Annotated in this window: 10 protein-coding genes and 1 pseudogene; 4 read left to right on the forward strand and 7 right to left on the reverse strand. The window is 39.7% G+C overall.

What is annotated here, in order from left to right; translation table 11 throughout:
• Nucleotides 1-98: 98 nt before the first annotated feature.
• Entirely contained in the window at nucleotides 99-7,880 is a 7,782-nt protein-coding gene (locus tag MTO68_RS18350; RefSeq protein ID WP_244013827.1) for a YadA-like family protein, read from the reverse strand.
• Between the two features lie 111 nt (nucleotides 7,881-7,991).
• Here MTO68_RS18350 and MTO68_RS18355 point away from each other — a divergent pair, with 111 nt between their 5' ends.
• The 4 genes and pseudogenes from MTO68_RS18355 to MTO68_RS18370 all read left to right on the forward strand — a co-directional run bounded on the left by MTO68_RS18355 (nucleotide 7,992) and on the right by MTO68_RS18370 (nucleotide 12,708).
• Nucleotides 7,992-8,396: a transposase family protein gene (locus MTO68_RS18355; RefSeq protein ID WP_008942454.1), complete on the forward strand. Its 405-nt coding sequence runs from the start codon at nucleotides 7,992-7,994 to the stop codon at nucleotides 8,394-8,396.
• A gap of 37 nt (nucleotides 8,397-8,433) precedes the next feature.
• Nucleotides 8,434-8,826: pseudogene (locus MTO68_RS18360) on the forward strand (transposase family protein); the annotation flags it as partial.
• Nucleotides 8,827-9,366: 540 nt separating this feature from the next.
• A complete protein-coding gene (gene aspT / locus MTO68_RS18365; RefSeq protein WP_244013829.1) occupies nucleotides 9,367-11,052 on the forward strand; it encodes an aspartate-alanine antiporter in 1,686 nt (561 codons plus the stop codon).
• A gap of 54 nt (nucleotides 11,053-11,106) precedes the next feature.
• A complete protein-coding gene (locus MTO68_RS18370) occupies nucleotides 11,107-12,708 on the forward strand; it encodes a bifunctional aspartate transaminase/aspartate 4-decarboxylase (protein WP_244013831.1) in 1,602 nt (533 codons plus the stop codon).
• Nucleotides 12,709-12,842: 134 nt separating this feature from the next.
• On the opposite strand, the gene MTO68_RS18375 is transcribed toward MTO68_RS18370, so the two are convergent.
• The 6 genes from MTO68_RS18375 to MTO68_RS18400 form a co-directional block, all read right to left on the reverse strand.
• Entirely contained in the window at nucleotides 12,843-13,301 is a 459-nt protein-coding gene (locus tag MTO68_RS18375) for a hypothetical protein (RefSeq protein WP_244016001.1), read from the reverse strand.
• A 389-nt stretch (nucleotides 13,302-13,690) separates the two neighbouring features.
• The gene (locus MTO68_RS18380) at nucleotides 13,691-14,278 is read right to left on the reverse strand and encodes a gamma carbonic anhydrase family protein (protein WP_244013833.1); all 588 of its coding nucleotides are present in this window, start codon (nucleotides 14,276-14,278) and stop codon (nucleotides 13,691-13,693) included.
• Nucleotides 14,279-14,338: 60 nt separating this feature from the next.
• Nucleotides 14,339-15,280 carry a PaaX family transcriptional regulator C-terminal domain-containing protein gene (locus MTO68_RS18385; RefSeq protein ID WP_244013834.1) on the reverse strand — a complete coding sequence of 314 codons (942 nt, stop codon included), beginning with the start codon at nucleotides 15,278-15,280 and terminating at the stop codon, nucleotides 14,339-14,341.
• Nucleotides 15,281-15,329: 49 nt separating this feature from the next.
• Complete coding sequence (gene paaK, locus MTO68_RS18390; protein ID WP_105713456.1) at nucleotides 15,330-16,658, reverse strand: phenylacetate--CoA ligase PaaK; 1,329 nt, start codon at nucleotides 16,656-16,658, stop codon at nucleotides 15,330-15,332.
• Nucleotides 16,659-16,727: 69 nt separating this feature from the next.
• On the reverse strand, nucleotides 16,728-17,942 hold the full coding sequence (gene pcaF / locus MTO68_RS18395) for a 3-oxoadipyl-CoA thiolase (protein ID WP_244013836.1): 1,215 nt from the start codon (nucleotides 17,940-17,942) through the stop codon (nucleotides 16,728-16,730).
• Between the two features lie 10 nt (nucleotides 17,943-17,952).
• Nucleotides 17,953-19,506, reverse strand: coding sequence for a 3-hydroxyacyl-CoA dehydrogenase (locus MTO68_RS18400; protein ID WP_244013838.1), 1,554 nt, complete (start codon nucleotides 19,504-19,506; stop codon nucleotides 17,953-17,955).

The raw sequence follows: 19,506 nt of genomic DNA on the forward strand, positions 1-19,506 counted from the left end.
TCGACTCTCGCATAAATTCTTGTTCTCGTTAATTTGAATCCAAAAAATGGTAAGCTAAGACACTGTTTACATGGATAAAATGTCTTAGCTTCCCTAAACTACCATTGGATCCCAGTACCTACAGTTCCCCCAAAATCACCACGCGAGTTACCACTTCCACTCACCTTAAACACCCATCGACCATTATCTGAAATTGATGACATCCCGATCGCATACCCACTTTCTCCACGGTAAGTCCCCCCACTGATTGCCATCATACTTTTGCCTGGAATATAAGCTTGAGGTAAACCTGCTGTTGCAAGTGCTTGCGCATTGCCTGCACTGGCTCTTTTCTCTAAATCATCTATACGACCATTGGTGTCATAAGATACTTGCTCTAAACGATCACCTAGATTGGTAATTTTATTACCTAAATCAATATCAGCCTGATTAAGCGCACCTAAGGCATCACCCACATTATGATATGAGCCGTTATTTACATTGTAGGTTGGCGGAGTGAACTGACCATTTTCATATTTTGCGCCACCGCCTAATGATGTGGTGATGTATTGGTTTGACGTATTAAGTTGTGAACCATTAACCGCATCTTTTGAAGTGCTGGATACTTCACCTGCTGCAACATTGGTGATTTTTTTATTCCCAGCATTTATTCCATTTTGATCTATTGCAACATCACCCACTTTGACTGTGTTTGCTATGACATTATCTGCAGTAACCGTATTTGCGGTAACCGTGTTAAATTTTACGTCATCCGCTGTTGCAACCTTATATTCCTTACCTCCTAGGCTATTGGTTGTTTCAGTGACCGTCATATTCTGCCCAGCAATAACTGTAGCATGTTGCCCAGCTTTTTGGTTGATTGAGCTAATCGCATCATTAATGTTGGTCGCACCTGTCCCACCGATGTTGGTAATGGTATTGCCATCTCCGCCTTGGAATGCACCGTCCCCAATAATATTATGAATCTGGCTTCCATTCACCGCATCTTTACTGCTCTGAGCAATACTCCCCTCTGCAACATTGGTGACTTTATTACCCGCAGCATCAATACCATTTTTAGTCACACTTGGCCCGCCAGTAATGCTAAGACCATCATTATTGATTACGGTATTGCCTGCAGTCACACTATCAACCTGGATATCTTTGGCTAATTCGACACTGACATTATTGGCATTGTTACTGATATTAATATTACCATCTTTGTTACTAAAATCGACCGTATCGCCTGATTTGACTGGATTACTATTGGTTCCATTGGTGGTCAAATTCCAACCTTGGTTTGCAGTTTGAATACGATCGCTCACCGCTTTAAGCTGATCCTCTGTCGCAGCTTGACCACTGACAAAGTTATTTGGATTAAATGTTTTATTGGTCAGCCCACCAATAGTCCCTGTTGCACCATTCACAGTTACAGGGTTTGCACCGCCCACAATAATTTGTGTTGGTCCCATTTGGGTTTGATAAATACCATAGCTTAGATTGATACTGCCTGCACCAATCCAACTACTATTATTACTTGCATCACTCACCAATGTACCATCGACGGTACTGATATTCAATTTAGCGCCATCTTTCAGTTCGACTTTGCCATCGCTGATTTTGCTTTTACCAACCGTTAAGCTGCCTGCAGAAGTAAGATCAATATTTTTTGCTAACTCAACCTGTACTTTTCCAGCTGCCACCTTTGTACTGATATTACTGTCAGCACCAATTACATCAACGCTTTCACCTAATTTCTTGTTTACTGTATTGCCATCCTGAGCGGTTAAGGCAAAACCGGCATCATTCAGTCCAGTTTGGATTTCTTTAAGCTGTTCTTCTGTGGCTGCACGACCTGTGGTAGCAAAATCTTTACCTGATGTAGTCTTATTGGTTAAACCTTCTAGAGTGCCTTTATTGGCATCAAGTACAACTTGATTGACCGTATTTTTGACGCTGATCACACCAGAACTGATCACACTTTGAGTGCTACCGTCTTGTACGGTCATACCATCTTTATTCAGTACAGTGGAGTCCGTTGCGGTACCCGCAGTGACACTATCAATATTCAGGTCTTTATTTAAGCTGAAATCAATGGTTGTTGTTCCATTACTGTCATTTTTTGCACTGACATTTAAATTAGTTTCACCTGTTGCTAAGCCAACATCGACCGTATCTCCTGGTTTGACTTGCGTTGTCCCCAAAATAGCATCCGTTTTGACGTTCCAGCCTTTATTGGCATTCTGAGCAACATCACTGACTTGTTTTAACTGCTCTTCAGTGGCAGCTTGTTTTTGATTGTAAATTGCATTTGGATCCCAAGTGGTATTGCTTAAACCACTCACCCGTCCTGTTGAACCATTCACCGTAACTGGATTTGCACCACCTACAACAATTTGTGTTGGGCCGACTTGGGTTTGATAAGTGCCATTACTGACATTGATATTTCCTGCACCTAACGTACTGCTATTGCTACCATCGCTGACAATTGTACTATTCACCGTACTAGTATTCGATTTGCCCGCATCTTTTAATTCAACTTGACCATCTGTAATTTTACTGGTACCGACTGTTAAGCTGCCTGCACTACTCAGATCAATATTTTTGGCGAGCTCTATTTCAACTTTGCCACCAGTGACTTTGGTGGCAATATTGCTATCGGCACCAATAACCTCAATACTTTCACCCAATTTTTTGTTGATGGTATTGCCGTCGCCAGCCGTTAAGCCAAAGCCCGCATCATTGAGCCCAGTTTGCATCTGTTTGAGCTGTTCTTCTGTGGCCGCGCGACCGACTGTAGCAAAGTCATTACTGGATGTGGTTGTATTGCTTAGGCCTGTAATTGTTCCTGTATTACCATTGACTGTTATTGGATTTCCACCTGTGGTAGGTCCAATCTTGACCACTGGCTCAAGCCCAAAGCTAATTCCATTATTGCCTGTGTTGGTAATTTTAATGTTGCCATCGGTTGCACTAAAATCAACATTTTCACCGAGACCAATCGTATCTTTTGCTGCACTGTCAGCATTTGCACTAATACTAAATCCTTTATCGATAATCTGTTTAATCTGACTCCCATTTACAGCATCCATAGAGCTATCACTAATATCCCCCAATGCAACATTGGTCACTTTATTGGTCCCCGCATTGATTCCTGTCACGGTCACACTTGGTGAATTCGGCACAGCACCGCCACTTGCGTTTACAAAAGTTAAGCCTTTGCTATCGATCACTGTGCCACTCGCATTTACACTATCGAGCTGAATATCTTTAGCGAGTTTAATGGTTAGTTTATTGTCGGCACTGTCTGCAACCACACCGATGTTATTGTCGGTTAAATTACTCGCAACAGATTCACCGCCGACAATACTCAAGCGTTGCCCCAATCTACGATCGACATTCACACCGGCATTGTCTCCAGCAAATGTAATTGGTGTTGCCAATTGATCCTCAGTTGCAGCGCGCCCAGATAAATAGTTACTTGGATCAAAAGTGGTATTGGTTAATCCTGTAATGGTGCCATTTTTGCCATTAATGGCAATGTTTGCCCCACCTGGAAGTCCGCCCACATTAACGATTTCTGCAAGTTTTAGATCGACATTTGCACCAGTGTGACCAATGGCTAGATTGCCATCACTATTTGAAAAATCAACTGTATCCGTGGCTGCAATATTTGTAGTGCCTGTAACGTCTTTGTTGGTGGTTAAATTCCAACCTTTATTGGCATTTTCAGCCACCTCATTGACTAACTTAAGCTGTTCTTCTGTTGCTGCACGCCCCATTTTGGCAAAGTCTGATTCAGTTAAAGTTTTATTGGTCAGCCCTGTCAAAGTACCTGTCGTGCCACTTAACACAACATTATTGCTCGCATTTTTTAAGTTAATGGTATTGGCATTTGCGCTATTACTGCTTGCCCCAGCAGTAATCACTGTCTGAGTGGAGGTGCTGATATAACTATTATTGGCACTGTCTTTAATTTCCACCTGCCCATCTGTAATTTTGGAAGTGCCGACACTTAAGCTTCCTTGAGCGGTCAGGTTGACATCTTTGGCCAATTTTAATTGCAAAGTATCGGTACCATTACTTACCACCCCCAGATTGCCATCTGTAAGTACCCCAGTCGCTCCACCAGTGAGCTTTAATTGCTCACCCAATTTACGCTCTACTTTCGCGCCAGTGTCTCCGGCAAAACTTAATGGCGTGTCTGCCAAATCGGTAATGGCTTGATTGGTTTGATACAATTGACTGCCATTGATTGCATCTGTACTTGAGCTACTGATACGCCCAGCAGCGACATTGACAATCGTTCGTTCAGCCCCGACATCCCCAACACTTACACTAGAAGATGCAGTCGGAGCTCCTGCAAAATTATAGGTTTTGCCATTAATTGTGGCTGATTTGGTTGCCACATAAGCTGCCGAAACTGAGTTATTTCCTAAAACCACAGCATTTTCATGTGATGCTGTTGCAGACTTACCCAATACAGTTGCGCCTTTCGCACTCACCGAAGCACTATTTCCGATTGCGACCGCATCCTCTTGAAGTGCATTGGTTCCTGTACCCAACGCAATTGAATTTAAAGCGTTTGCATTGGATTGTTTACCGAGTGCAATCGCATTGATTCCATTTGAAGTTGCATTATTGCCTATCGCAGTGGCATCTTTAGCACGACTTACACTGTTGACACCAAACGCTATCGCATTTTCACCAGCACTTTCTGCGTTTTGACCAATTGCCGTGGCCTTTGCTGCATAGCTTTTTGCTTGAGAGCCTATTGCCAAACCATCTTGAGAAGTACTGTTTGCATCTGAACCTATTGCAGTCGAATTCACACCCGAAGCTTTAGCATTATCTCCATAGGCCATACTGTCTTCAGCAGTTGCTGTGGCAAAGCGTCCTAATGCAACACTCTGTGCACCATTTGCTTTAGACTGATAACCAATTGCCGTCGCATTATCTCCCTGAGACAATGCTTGGCGACCAATTGCAATCCCTTGATCTGCGGAATTAACTTCAGCGTCACTTCCTACAACAACCGCATAGTTTGACTTGGTTCCATCCGCCTCAGAACCATTCCCGATGACAATACTATCTTCGCCACGGCTTTCTGCGCTTTTTCCCATCGCAATATTATTTGTACCTGTGGCAATCGAAGAATCACCAATTGAAATTGAGGAAACCCCTACTGAACCCGCACCAGCACCAATCGCAACTGATTTTTCTCTTGCTACAATCACATTACTACCTAAAGCAACACTCCCCGCTGCAAGGGAAGATGTACTGGCACTCGGGCCAATTGCTAAAGAATTGTCGCCATTTGCCCCTGTATTGTTTTTATTATTGATATCCGTGGTATTTACTGAAAAGTATTGTGGCCCTGCTTCCGCAACAGCTGTTTTTAATTGCCCAAAATTCACCGCTGAGGACAGATCATTTTCATCGCCTTTTACGTTACGAATGATCGTTCCATCAGTACCGACTAAATTCACAACTGATTTGTCTGAGTTATACAACACAGCATCAGGTACTACACCACCAATTTGTCCTGTACCCAGTAAATCAAAAGCATCTTGAATTGTTGTTGGAAGCTTACTGGTATTTCCTGAAGAATCTTTAACATTGACTTGGATTAGAGGTAAAGTACCGCCACTTCCAATAGTTGCAGGATTACCTTTTGCATCCGTTGCGCCCATCACACGGATAATGTCATTTTGTAAAGCTTTAATCTGATTGACCGTCACCGCATCTTGCAATTCTGAACCATCTGCAACATTGGTAATTCGACGTTGCTCATTTTTATTCCCGACCGAAACAATGTTAAAGCCCCCCACACCACCAGAAACATTGGTGATATAGCCGTTTCCAAGTGAGTTATTTTGCGCAACACTTCCCGAGCCTAGTGCCACATCACTTTGACCTGCTAAAGAATCTAAGCCAATTGCAACCCCTGAAGTACCCGTCACAATCGAGTCATAACCGAGTGCAACACCACCTTGAGCAACACTTGCTCGTGTTCCAACTGCAACCCCTAAACTTTCAGTAAATGTTGCCGCACCGATCGCAACTGAGCTTTGTACGGTGGCGTTTCTATCTTTATTGCTGCCAAAACCAATTGAAATATTCTGATTACCCGATAAGTTTGTTCCTGCATCGCTACCTAAAGCGATATTGTAATCAGAACTTGTTGAGTTGACTGTTGAATTGCTACCCGCTCCAACCCCTATCGCAATCGATTGGTTACCACTAATATTTTGTCCTGCGTTTGCTCCAACGGCGATATGCCCATTGCGGTCAAATGTACCTGAACCAATAGAACCAACTCCTGCAGCACTACCAATTGAAACACCATTAACCACACTAGATTTTGCGTCATCACCTAATGCAATTGAACTCGCGCCTCCTGAAGTCGCTTGATTTCCGATTGCGACACTCGCAGTTCCACTTGCAGACACTGAATTTCCGATCGCATTGGCATTGGTGGCAGCGGATGCCGAGGTTCCTATCGCATTGGCATTGGTTCCCACGGCATTTGCACCCTGACCGATTGCATTTGAGTGCGTTCCTGTTGCTATCGCAGCATCCCCAATCGCAATACTTGAAGGCCCACCTGCTAATGCAGAGGACCCTAATGCAACACTTTTATCGCCAACAGACATATTGGCGCCATTTTGCAAAGCTGTAAGGAATTGATTCACTTGCGTTGCAGAGACAGCAACCCCATTAATTTCAGTAATAGTGCTGGGATCCGTTCCCATTGCGGTGACAGGAATACCGTTGATTGCAATCAGTTGCGTATTGGATACGTTATAAGTCGGGGTCAATGCTCTCGCTTGACCACCATTTCCGATAGAGGTTGAATTGGCGCCAAGTGCGCCTGTTTCTTTACCAAAAGCAATAGAATAATCATTGATGGCATTGGCTGTATTTCCGACAGCAATACTGTTGAGTCCTGTAGCATTTGAGAGATGACCGATAGCGATTGATAGCTCACCTTCAGATTTTGCCACAGGGCCTATAGCAAGAGAATTTAAACCATTGGCTTGTGAATCAACAAGCGATGAGTTGGTGTGAAAATATTTGATACCTTGACCACTTTGGAAAAGTAAATCATTCACTTGCCCGCCTGTCACTGCATCTGTAGATCCTGCAGCAATACTACCGTTGGCTAAATTTGTGAGCTTATCGCCACCCAGGTCTAAACCATTTGCTGTACTGGTCAATACAGTATTATTTGCAGTATCACCAATTTTTACCGAGTTAAACTCTGGATCATCCACAGTGGAAATTGAAATATCCGTACCCGCATTGGTTACAGCAATATTTTTACCATTCACAAAATTCACGGTATCTGTAGCTTTTACGGCGCTCGACGTTCCACCATTGCTTTGTATATTCCAAGTTTGATTCTTCAGCGAATTCAAATCCGTCGCAGATGCCTTGCTATTTAATCCTGTGTTTACATCATTGACCTGATTATTCAAGCTATTGAAATCCGACTGTGACACTTTCGTCGCCAGCCCTGTACTTGAATCATTCACTTGGTTATTTAAGCTATCAAAATCAACCTGTGATACCTTAGTGACCAACCCCGTAGAGGTATTATTAACTTGATCATCAAGGGTATTTAAATCATTTTTTGTTTGATTTAAATCAGTATTTACTGTTGTTAATGAAACACCATTTGCAACCACATCTCCAGTTGCAGTTAAACTACCATTTACATTTAAACTCTCGTTAATATCTTGCGCCAAAATGGTATTTGAATTAACAATAAATAATAAAAACATCGAACCTTTCACAATTTTATTAATTTTCGATTTCTTATTACCTTTTACAATTTCAGAAACTACAACCCAGCTTCCCACTGTAGTATTCCAGACCAATTTATACACTTTATTCATGACATATATACCTGCATTTATAATAGACTTCCGTCATAAATCAAAAAACGTACAATTTATTTGATCTTAAATTAATCAGCAAAATTATTTAATTCAAGGGATAATCCTTGGATGAAATTCAAAGATATTCAAAAATTATCAGACGTTAAGTTTCGTAGGCTTACCGGTGTTAGTTGGGCTACATTTAACCTCATGTTGGCCGAGCTAAATAAGCATTTACCTCGTCATATTGGTAAAGGACGACCGCATAAATTACCGTTGGAAGATCGCTTGCTCTTATGTATAGAATATTGGAGAGAATATCGAACATTTTTCCATCTTGGTATGAGTTACGGTGTATCTGAAACGAGTGCAATTCGTATCACACGTGTTATTGAAGATACCTTAATCCGTTCTGGAAAATTTAACTTGCCAAAACAACTTCCTAATCGAGATGAAGTGGATTGGGAAGTTGTTGTGATTGATGCAACTGAAATATTAGTTCAACGTCCAAAAAAAACAGAAGAAATGGTATAGCGGTAAAAAAAAGCGACATACCTTTAAATTTCAGCTATCTATGCACTATACAACAGGTGAAATACTGAGTGTATGTGGAAGTCATGGAAGCATGCATGATTTTAAAATATTTAAAAAAAGTATGAGGAAATTAAAATTTAAGCCCTTTTTTATCGTTGATAAGGGGTATTTAGGGATAAAAAAATTGGGTTTTGGATGCCTCATGCCATCTAAAGCAAAGAAAACTGAAAAATTAGATTCTGAATTAAAAAAGTTAAATAGAGAGATTGGTCGTAGACGAATTCAAGTAGAGCATGTATTTGGAAGGATGAAATGTTTTAAGATTTTATCTTGTGTATATAGAAATCGTCGTAAAAGATTAAACCTGCGGTTTAATTTACTTGCTGGCATATACAATTTAGATTGGGTGAAAGATAAACAATTAAATTGATTGAAAAATGATTTATGAAGGAAGTCTAATGATGTTTTGATTTATTAATTACTTTTCAAATAAAATGCACAATATATTTATATTTTTCCATACTGTTTACCAAACGATACACTTTGCTAACACCAGAAAAACAAATATCCAATATTAAAATAAATAATATATTATTATTAATAACTTACAATAAAACAACCATCAATACAAACACCTTAAAAATACAAAAAAATTTGTTTATTTTTTTTAAATTTATTTTTTAAATAAATTAACTTTTAATAAATAATTATCAATCATTAAATCTCATTAAAAATAAATAAGCAAGCAAAAGGCACCACAATAATTAAATTATTTCTTATTTAAGCACAATTTAATATTCACGATATTTGGTATATTCTTTAAATAAATAAAAAAACCATGAAATAGTATATTTCAAATATGGATATTTTACACAACCTCGACTGATATAGTATTTTCCATTGAACGTAAAAAAATGAACACTCTACTCATAATCAAATATAGATTAAATAATAAAGGTGGGGCCGCAAAATGATTGAATGGCTACAAGGTGAATTAAAACATAGTCCTGAAATCCTATTATTTTTATCCTTAGCAATAGGGTTTTGGATCGGTCAGTTTCAATTTGGAAAGTTTCAATTTGGTGGTGTTGCAGGATCACTACTTGTCGCTGTTATTCTAAGTCTTATTGGCGTACCAATCGACAATGGTGTAAAAGCGATTCTTTTTGCTTTATTTATTTACGCAGTCGGTTTTGAAAGTGGCCCACAGTTTTTTAAATCGCTTGGGCCACAATCCATTAAAGAAATCTTGCTGGCTATTTTTATGGCCGTATGTGGACTCATTACAGTCTTAGTCATGGCAAAAATCTTTAATCTAGATAAAGGCTTAGCCGCAGGTTTGGCTGCAGGTGGGATGACCCAGTCTGCGATTATTGGTACAGCGGGCGATGCGATTTCTCGCCTAGACTTACCACTTGCAGAAATTCAAAAACTTCAAGCCAATGTTGCGATTGGATATGCCGTGACCTATATCTTTGGTTCTCTAGGCGCAATTATTGTTTGTGTGAATATCTTGCCAAAATTTATGGGGCGAGAAATTCATGATGATGCTTTGAAAGCGCAAGCAGAGCAGTTAAAAGGTGCATTTGAACTGGCACCTGGTCAAGAATTGGCTATGCCTGAAATTGTTGGTCGTATTTACAAAGTCAAACAAGCATCAGGACACACCATTGCCGAACTCGAAACACAAGTACCAAGCGTCACCATTGAACGATTAAAACGCAAAGATCAATTTATTGATGTTGCGCCAGAAATTACCTTAGAGAAAGATGATGTTGTTCTGGTCGTTGGTCGCAGGGCAAGTATCGTTTCCATTGCCGAGTTTATTGGATCTGAGTTGCAATCCTCACAAGGTATGGAAATGATCATGGACACCACAGATGTCATATTACGAAACTCAAAATATGCCAACCGTACTCTTGGAGATATCAAAGCCAATACTCCAGATTACTTAAAGCATGGTATTTATGTGCTGGCAATTAAACGTAACAGTGAAGCGCAAGCTTTAAGTGATGATACAGTCCTGCATCAAGGCGATGTGGTCACCGTATATGGAACTAAAAGTGATCTTGAACGCTTAGTCAAAGAAGCGGGTAAAGCTTTACCCGAAAGCTTAAAAACAGACTGGATTTTCCATGGTGCAGGTTTAGTTGTTGGTTTAGTCATTGGCCTCTTTGTTGTCCGTATTGGTGATGTTCCTTTAACCCTTGGTGCAGGTGGCGGTGCGCTGTTATCAGGTCTGTTATTTGGTTGGCTACGTAGCCGTAACCAAGTCCACGGCAATATGCCTTTAGCTGCTTCACAACTTCTCAAAGATTTAGGTCTTGCTGGTTTTGTTGCTGCTGTCGGTTTGCAATCAGGTTTACAGGCCATTCAAACCATTAAAGAAAGTGGCTTGTCCCTATTTATGATCGGAGTGGTGGTCACGTTAGTACCGCTAATTCTTTCAATGCTATTTGCCCGTTATGTACTCCGTTATAACAATGTCGCCGTAATGGCTGGAGCATTAACTGGCTCACGCAGTGCAAATCCTGCTTTTGGTGGCGTACTCGATAAAGCTGGAAACTCAATTCCGACTGTCCCATTTGCAATTACCTATGCACTCGCAAATGTATTTTTAACCTTGCTTGGCCCTCTGATTGTCGGTTTAGCATAAATAATTTTATAAATTTCAAACTCATTCACTTCAAGATAATTAAGGAGACTTCCCATGGGGAACGTTGATTATTCAAAATACGCAAAACTGAGCCCATTTGAACTCAAAGATAAATTGATTGCTTTGGCACAAAGCCATACTGACCGTATGATGCTCAATGCGGGACGAGGCAATCCAAACTTTCTGGCAACTGTTCCACGCCGTGCCTTTTTCCAATTGGGTTTATTTTCTGCCACTGAGTCAGAATTTTCTTTTTCCTATATGCCTGAAGGGCTTGGTGGATTTCCGCGTGCAGAAGGATTGCAATCACGCTTTGACCACTTCATCCTAGAAAATCGTGACAAGCCAGGTGTTGTTTTTCTGGGTAAAGCAATTTCTTATGTGCGTGACCAATTGGGACTTGATCCCGATGCATTCTTACTCGAAATGGTCGAAGGTATACTTGGCTGTAATTATCCTGTCCCAGATCGAATGCTAAGAGTCAGCGAAAAGATTATTAAAGAATATGTTTTACGTGAAATGGGCGTACAAGGTATGCCGAAAGAAGAACTCGATTTATTTGCAGTGGAAGGTGGTACAGCTGCAATGGCTTATATTTTTAATTCATTAAAAGAAAATAAAATTATTTCACATGGTGATCGTATTGCCATAGGTTCGCCTATTTTTACCCCTTATCTCGAAATTCCAAAACTTAACGATTATCAGCTCGAAGAAGTACTCATCAAGGCTGATCCTAATCTTGGTTGGCAATACCCAGAATCAGAATTACGCAAATTAGAAGATCCATCGATTAAAGCATTTTTCTTGGTGAATCCAAGCAATCCACCTTCGGTTAAAATGAGTGATGAAGGTTTAGCGATTTTGGCTGATATTGTTAAAAAACGTCCTGACCTGATTATTCTAACAGATGATGTTTATGGCACATTTGCAGATAACTTTAAATCCTTGTTTGCAATTTGCCCTGACAATACCATTCTGGTTTATTCTTTCTCTAAATATTTTGGTGCAACTGGATGGAGACTTGGGGTTATTGCCTTGAGTAATCATAATATTTTAGATAAAAAAATTGCGGCGCTTTCTAAAAAAGACAAGAAAGAACTCGAAGAACGTTACTCATCCCTCACCACAGATCCATCTAGTATTAAGTTTATTGATCGCCTTGTTGCCGATAGCCGTAATGTTGCTTTAAATCACACAGCTGGATTATCCACACCTCAACAAGTACAAATGGTTCTTTTTGCTTTATTTAATATGATGGATTCTCGTCAAAGCTATAAAAAAGCAGTGAAATCTGTGGTTCGAGAACGCGATGCTGCGCTTTATAGACAGCTTGGGGTTGAAGTTCCACAAGATCCGAATGCCGTTGATTACTATACCTTGGTCAATTTAGAAAATACCTCACGGAAACTATATGGTGATGCATTTGCTGATTGGGTGATGAAAAATAAGAATCCAACAGAATTACTTTTCCGAGTTGCTGATGAAACAGGTGTCGTACTCCTTCCGGGTTCAGGTTTTGGTGTTCAACACCCTTCTGCACGCGCCTCGCTTGCTAACTTAAATGAATTCCAATATGCAGCAATCGGGACTTCATTACGAAAATTTGCTGAAGAAGCTTATCTGGAATATAAAAAAGTCAGCAAAAAGAATAAATAAGCATGGATAACTTAAGTATCAGTTTTAAAAGAAAAAGATCGCATTAATGCGATCTTTTTTGTTTGCGAATGACTAACCAAGTTAAGCTCTATTTACCTGTGGCGATCAAATCTCATCACACTATTCAAACAGTCTTAATTCTGCACTTTACATTTTATTGCTTTTGCAGGAGTAATATTGGTCGCTGAAACTAATTGAGTTGAATCAAAACCTTCAGTTTCCTCTATAAATAAATGATAGTCTTTAATTTGAATCGTTGCCTGTCCCTCATATTGGCAATAACCTTTTTTAATATTGTCTGGTAACTTAAAAGTCTTTTTTGCTACATCAAAGTTGCTAAAGCAAAACCATACATCTCGTGTATCACCTTTTGGACGCGGAATGAGTGCAGCTGATGTTTTGTTGGGTTCAAAACAAATATCATCACCCATATAATCCAAATATTCAGGGTCTAAATTACGTGAAAATTTTCCTGTTAAAGTGGCTAATCCCTGATAATTTTTAAAACCAGACGCGGTGTTTGTGTATTTGAAGCTTTGTGCTTGCACAAATACTGGTAATATCCCTAAGGCAATCACTAAAATTTTGTTCATCATCCTAATCTACATTTTATAAAGTGCTAAATTTGCAGTAATTTTACCCAATCTTAGCAAATAAAAGAACCACTTAGACATCTATGACAACAGCCTTTTACTCAATAGCTTGGCTTGTTCAATTTGCTGCGTGGCCACCATAAGCTTTGGATAATCGTCAGTAAGAGGATGTTTTTCCTGATTTTAAGAGATTGGCTAAAAAATCATATGTGTGGAAAAGCAAGAACCGAATTCATTGCTTAACTCGATTCTCAATGAAATATTGTTAAACTATTTTAGGACGAGACAAAAACAATGTGTTGAACCTATTTTCTGATTATAAATTCAGTACGCAATGATCCAATTCACAATATTGTGATACTCGCCATCAATGAAGATTAAGCCACAAATTAGTACAACTTATGCTCAGTTTTAAAGTTTGTAAAATCCAACCGATTTTCTAAAGAAATCAAAGGTTCCACCTCTCGTAATGAATTTATACAACGCTGTGCAAGATGAATATATTCATTTGTTCCATTTCGCTTCCATTCAATTTCTTGTTCTAGTAAATCACGAACGACTTTTGCAGGACTTCCAAGAGCGAGCACATTTGCGGGTATAACAGCCTTGGCTTTAATTGTGCTATTGGCACCAATAATGGTATTTTCACCGATTTCAGCTTCATCAAGAATGACACTATTCATGCCAACCAAAACATTTTTGCCAATTGTACAGCCATGTAAAATAGCAGCATGACCGATATGCCCATACTCTTCGATTAAGGTAATACTTTTCGGAAAGCCATGAATCACACAGTTATCTTGTACATTGGAATTTTTACAGACATGAATCTGTCCAAAATCAGCACGTAACGAAGCAAAAGGGCCAATATAAACACCTTCTTCAAGAATAACATCACCAATTAATACAGCAGTTGGATGTACAAAGGCGTTAGGGTGTACGACTGGAATTACATTATCAATGACATAACAAGGCATGTGAATAATCCATATTTTTCAAAGCCCAACTCATTTAAATAATTAAATGAACTAGTGGGTTTAAACACCCATTTCCTCAACTTTTAAACCACCAAATCGCTTATAAAACATAGGATGTAAAGGTGGCATAAAACCTTCTGATGTGCGAGCAAACTGCATAAAGTACTCTTCCCCTGCAAAAACAACCAGTTGATAGAGGTTACTACTCAAATTTCTCGCATTCAGCGATAACCAGTTTGAAGGTAATAATTCAAATGGTAAATTTGGGTCTTTTAATAAAATTCGGCGGAATTGATGAATAAGCAAAATACGGATTTGAAATGCTTGTGCGGCATCCATATCATCTGAATTTTCCACAAGATTTAAGAACTCTCGAAAATCATGGATAAATTTTTCATAACGTGAATGTAACTCAAGAATTGGCCAATTAACTTCCACCATTCGTTTTACCGTTGGATAAGATTCTTGCCACAGTTGCAAAGTTTCAGCTTTAAAAATTACCACTTGATCTGTCATGTTCTGACTGAGCAATAAATTCTGTAATTTCAATTTATCGCAACTTGGATAAGCCATTACATTACTTGCGATACTGGCAAAACCCAGCCACTCCAATTCTTTCTTTAAAATTTGTTTATTATCAATATCTAATGAACTGAGTAAGACCAAATCCCAGCTTTGATCCCATTCTTTATGATTAAAATTATAAATTTTAGTATCTGCCAGTGTAAAACTATTGAGACTACTTTCAGTCACACGATAATAACTTGTACGACCAATTTTTTCAGACACTAACCAGCCATTTTGTACCAGTCTAAATACAGCAGTCCGTACCGAACGCTCATTGAGTCCAAAAATACTCATTAACTGAATCAAACTTGCAAGACTGATAATCCCACCGTGATGATGCACACAGTCACCAAAAACCGTCATGATCAGTGAAGTTCCACTTAACATTTCTTTGGTAATAAAATCATCTATAGCAAGTTTTAATTTTGAATTCATAATGTTCGATAGGACCTTAATTTAACAATCTCAAATAACAACACTCAAATTAACCGAGGCTAAGCGTACTTGATGGATGTGTAACATGATTATTGTTGCGCAAATCAAATACACGCTGAGCCTTACCTTCTGAACGTGGCAATGCCCCTTCTGTCAAAATTTCAATGCTTACCGTAATTCCAACCATCGTTTTGATCTTAGTTTTGAGCTGAGTACACAGTTGTGCGTGTATTTCCTGAGGTATATCTTGACGCATTTCTGTACGGATGTGCAATCCATCCAGATGACCTTGTTTACAAATCTGAATCTCATAATTAGGAACCAATTCAGGGATTTGTAAAATTTGTTCTTCAATTTGAGATGGAAATACATTTACACCACGAATAATCATCATATCATCACTACGCCCAACAATTTTATCCATACGGCGCATTGTTCTTGCTGTACCTGGCAATAAACGAGTCAAATCTCGAGTTCGGTAACGAATGACAGGCATGCCTTCTTTGGTAATCGTGGTAAAAACTAATTCGCCCAATTCACCATCAGCCAACACTTCGCCTGTTTCTGGATTGATAATTTCAGGGTAAAAATGATCTTCCCAAATGGTTAAACCATCTTTAGTCTCTAGACACTCCATCGCCACACCGGGTCCCATCACTTCAGATAAGCCATAGATATCCAGAGCATCAATCCTTAAACGGTCTTCAATTTCTTTACGCATCTCATTGGTCCACGGTTCCGCGCCAAATATTCCGGTTTTAATGGAGCACTCTTTGGCAGTACCAAATCTTTTTTCCAATGCTTCAATAATATTTAAGCAATAGGATGGTGTCACCATAATTGCCGTGGGTTTAAAGTCATGTATCAATTGTACTTGCTTTTCAGTTTGACCACCTGACATAGGAATGACCGTTGCGCCTAAGCGCTCAACACCATAGTGCGCGCCTAGACCACCAGTGAATAGTCCATAGCCATAAGACACTTGAATAATATCTTGATTACTTAAACCTGCAGCACGTAATGAACGCGCCACAACATCAGACCAAACTTGAATATCTTTTTGAGTATATCCCACAACAGTGGGTTGCCCCGTTGTACCTGATGAAGCATGTACTCTGACTATTTGTTGTTGCGGAACTGCGAACATGCCAAATGGATAATTTTCGCGTAAATCTTTTTTAGAGGTAAATGGAAATTTAGCTAGATCTGCTAAAGTTTTAAAATCATCAGGATGTACCCCAACTTCATCAAATTTCTGACGATAGACGGCACTATTTTGATAAGCATGTTGCAATGTTTGTTTTATACGTTCGAATTGAACATTGCGTAACTCATCAACCGATGCTTTTTCTAAATGTTCCAATGTATTGTTATTCATATTGTTACTCCCTGAACAGCCATCCTTTGGCTGTTTCTTAAAATCCTTGGTTTGGTCTTGCAGTGGCTGTTATGCGTCAAAATTTTCCAAAATAAGCGCAACACCTTGCCCAACACCCACACACATCGTACATAGTGCATATTTTCCATTACGGCGTTTCAATTCTTTCATTGCCGTGATCACCAAACGTGTACCACTCATACCCAATGGATGACCTAAGGCAATTGCTCCGCCATTGGGATTGACCCGTGCATCATCATCATCCAGACCTAGTTCACGCATTACTGCAAGTGATTGTGCTGCAAATGCTTCATTCAGCTCAATGACATCCATTTGATCCAGACTTAAACCTGTCTGTTTCAGCAGTTTTTGTACTGCTGGTACTGGACCAATTCCCATATATTTTGCTTCAACGCCTGCACTTGCCATCGCAATGACTTTGGCAAGTGGTTTCAACTGATTTGCCGTTGCAAAGCCTTCACTGGTCAATAACACACAAGCGGCACCATCATTTACCCCCGATGCATTTCCTGCTGTGACAGAACCATCTTGTTTGCGGAACGGCGCTTTTAATTTTGCCAAACTTTCCAGTGTGGTATCTGCGCGTGGATGTTCGTCTTCAGTTATACGTGTCAGATTTTTTTTACGATCGATTATTTCTACAGCACATATTTCTTCTGCAAACACGCCATTAAGTTGCGCAGTTGCCGTTTTTTTCTGACTATTGAAAGCAAATAAATCCTGATCTTCACGGCTAATCTGATACTTTTCAGCAACGTTTTCTGCGGTTTCGGGCATGCTGTCCACCCCAAAATTTGCTTTAAATTTTGGATTGATAAAGCGCCAACCAATAGTTGTATCATAAATACTTGGTGTTCGGCTAAAAGCGGTTTCTGGCTTGGACTGTACAAATGGCGCACGACTCATTGACTCAACACCACCTGCCAATACAAATTGTGCTTCACCTGACTTAATAGCACGTGCAGCCAAACCAATCGCATCTAATCCCGAAGCACATAAACGGTTTACCGTAATCGCAGGTACTGAATCTGGTAGTCCTGCAAGTAATGATGCCATTCGAGCGACGTTACGATTATCCTCACCGGCTTGGTTGGCACAACCAAGGATAAGCTCATCTAACTGATCCCAAGCCAACGTTGGATGTTGTTGTTTTAAATATTGAATCGGCAAAGCAGCCAAATCATCTGTACGGATACTACTTAAAGCTCCTGCATAACGACCAATTGGAGTACGAATAGCATCACAAATAAACACTTGTTCCATTTTTTACTCCTTATCCTGCTTGTTTTAATTGTTGTGTTTGCTTTACGGGTAAAGCTGAAGCTGCAACTTTTTTTCTTAAATACAGACTTGGGCGATAGCGTTCTTCACCATAAACTTGATGTAAATTTTCTAAAATCATCAAAATCTGTTGTGCACCCATTTGCATCACCCATTGGAACGGACCTTGCGGATAATTCACTCCAAATCTCATGGCAGCATCAATATCGTGTTCTGTCGCGACATCATGCAAAACCGCCTCGCAAGCTTCATTGACTAACATTGCAATGCTTCGCATTACATATAACCCAGGATGATCTTTTGTCCAAATTACATGAACACCAATTGCAGCAAAGAATTGTGTCATTTTATCTTGATCTGCTTGGCAACATGCTGGAGATGCAGTCGCTGCAATTGCTTTAGCTTTGTTCCAATCCGCATGCCAATCCATCAGTACAACTTTTTGATGTGTATAAACAATATCGGCAGATTCGCCTTGCGTGAGTTGGAGATCAATATCATCAATTTGAATATAATTTTGTTGAGACACAACTTTGTTGATATTGAATGTCGTTTGATTTTTTAGGCGCTGAATAAAATCAGCTTGATTGGCCCATTCACCATAGATACTCACATTCATGTTCTGTGCGCTATCCTGAGTCATTTCAGGTAAGCGATATACTGGTGTTGGTTGTTCTTGATGATAATTATAGAAGCCTTGTTTATTTTTACGGCCCAAACAGCCTGCATCTACCAATTGTTTTTGAATAAGAGAGGGGCGATAACGTGGTTCGTAAAAAAATTCCTGATAAACACTCTGTGTGACTGAAAAATTCACATCTTGACCAATTAAATCCGTCAATTCACATGGTCCCATCGCAAAGCGACCACATTCACGTAAAATGAAATCTAACTGTTCAGGCGTCGTCACATTTTCCTGTAAAGCACGGAAAGCTTCAGCATAATACGGACGAGCCACGCGGTTCACAATAAAACCGGGCGTAGATTTGGCTAAAACCGGTACTTTGTTCCATGTCTGCATCAGATTAAACAAAGCATCTGCATTCACTTTGGCAGTTTTTAAGCCTTGTACAATTTCAACTAGTTTCATTACCGGTGCAGGATTAAAAAAGTGTAATCCAATCACACGTTCAGGTTGTGGAATCACAGACGCTATTGCAGTTATTGAAATGGATGAGGTATTAGAAGCAAAAATAGTCTGTTGTGAGCAAATCGCTGCAAGTTGTTGAAAAATGCTTTGTTTCACTTGTTTATTTTCCACCACGGCTTCAATAATTAATCCTGCTGCCGCAAGTTGCTGAATATCATCCACCACAGTTAAATTTGCCAATGTACTGTCCACAAGGGCCTGTGTTATTTTTCCAGCTTGTACACGTTTATTCAGTTGTACTGTCAGCTGTGCAAGTGCTGCCTTGGCTGTATTGAAATTAAGGTCAAAGACCAGTGTTTGATGACCATTCATCGCAGCCAGTTGGGCAATCCCGATGCCCATCGTTCCTGCACCAATAACAGCGACATTTGCTTGCTGTAAATTGAATTGTTGCAT

Source organism: Acinetobacter sp. NyZ410, from assembly GCF_022828975.1.
GTDB lineage: Bacteria > Pseudomonadota > Gammaproteobacteria > Pseudomonadales > Moraxellaceae > Acinetobacter > Acinetobacter guillouiae.

What these genes read in the sequence shown, in the direction of transcription:
- aspT (WP_244013829.1), top strand. Translation starts at nt 9,367, where the DNA reads ATGATTGAATGGCTACAAGGTGAATTAAAACATAGTCCTGAAATCCTA.
- pcaF (WP_244013836.1), bottom strand. Translation starts at nt 17,942, where the DNA reads ATGGAACAAGTGTTTATTTGTGATGCTATTCGTACTCCAATTGGTCGT.
- MTO68_RS18385 (WP_244013834.1), bottom strand. Translation starts at nt 15,280, where the DNA reads ATGAATTCAAAATTAAAACTTGCTATAGATGATTTTATTACCAAAGAA.
- MTO68_RS18355 (WP_008942454.1), top strand. Translation starts at nt 7,992, where the DNA reads ATGAAATTCAAAGATATTCAAAAATTATCAGACGTTAAGTTTCGTAGG.
- MTO68_RS18350 (WP_244013827.1), bottom strand. Translation starts at nt 7,880, where the DNA reads ATGAATAAAGTGTATAAATTGGTCTGGAATACTACAGTGGGAAGCTGG.
- MTO68_RS18400 (WP_244013838.1), bottom strand. Translation starts at nt 19,506, where the DNA reads ATGCAACAATTCAATTTACAGCAAGCAAATGTCGCTGTTATTGGTGCA.
- MTO68_RS18370 (WP_244013831.1), top strand. Translation starts at nt 11,107, where the DNA reads ATGGGGAACGTTGATTATTCAAAATACGCAAAACTGAGCCCATTTGAA.
- paaK (WP_105713456.1), bottom strand. Translation starts at nt 16,658, where the DNA reads ATGAATAACAATACATTGGAACATTTAGAAAAAGCATCGGTTGATGAG.
- MTO68_RS18375 (WP_244016001.1), bottom strand. Translation starts at nt 13,301, where the DNA reads ATGAACAAAATTTTAGTGATTGCCTTAGGGATATTACCAGTATTTGTG.
- MTO68_RS18380 (WP_244013833.1), bottom strand. Translation starts at nt 14,278, where the DNA reads ATGCCTTGTTATGTCATTGATAATGTAATTCCAGTCGTACACCCTAAC.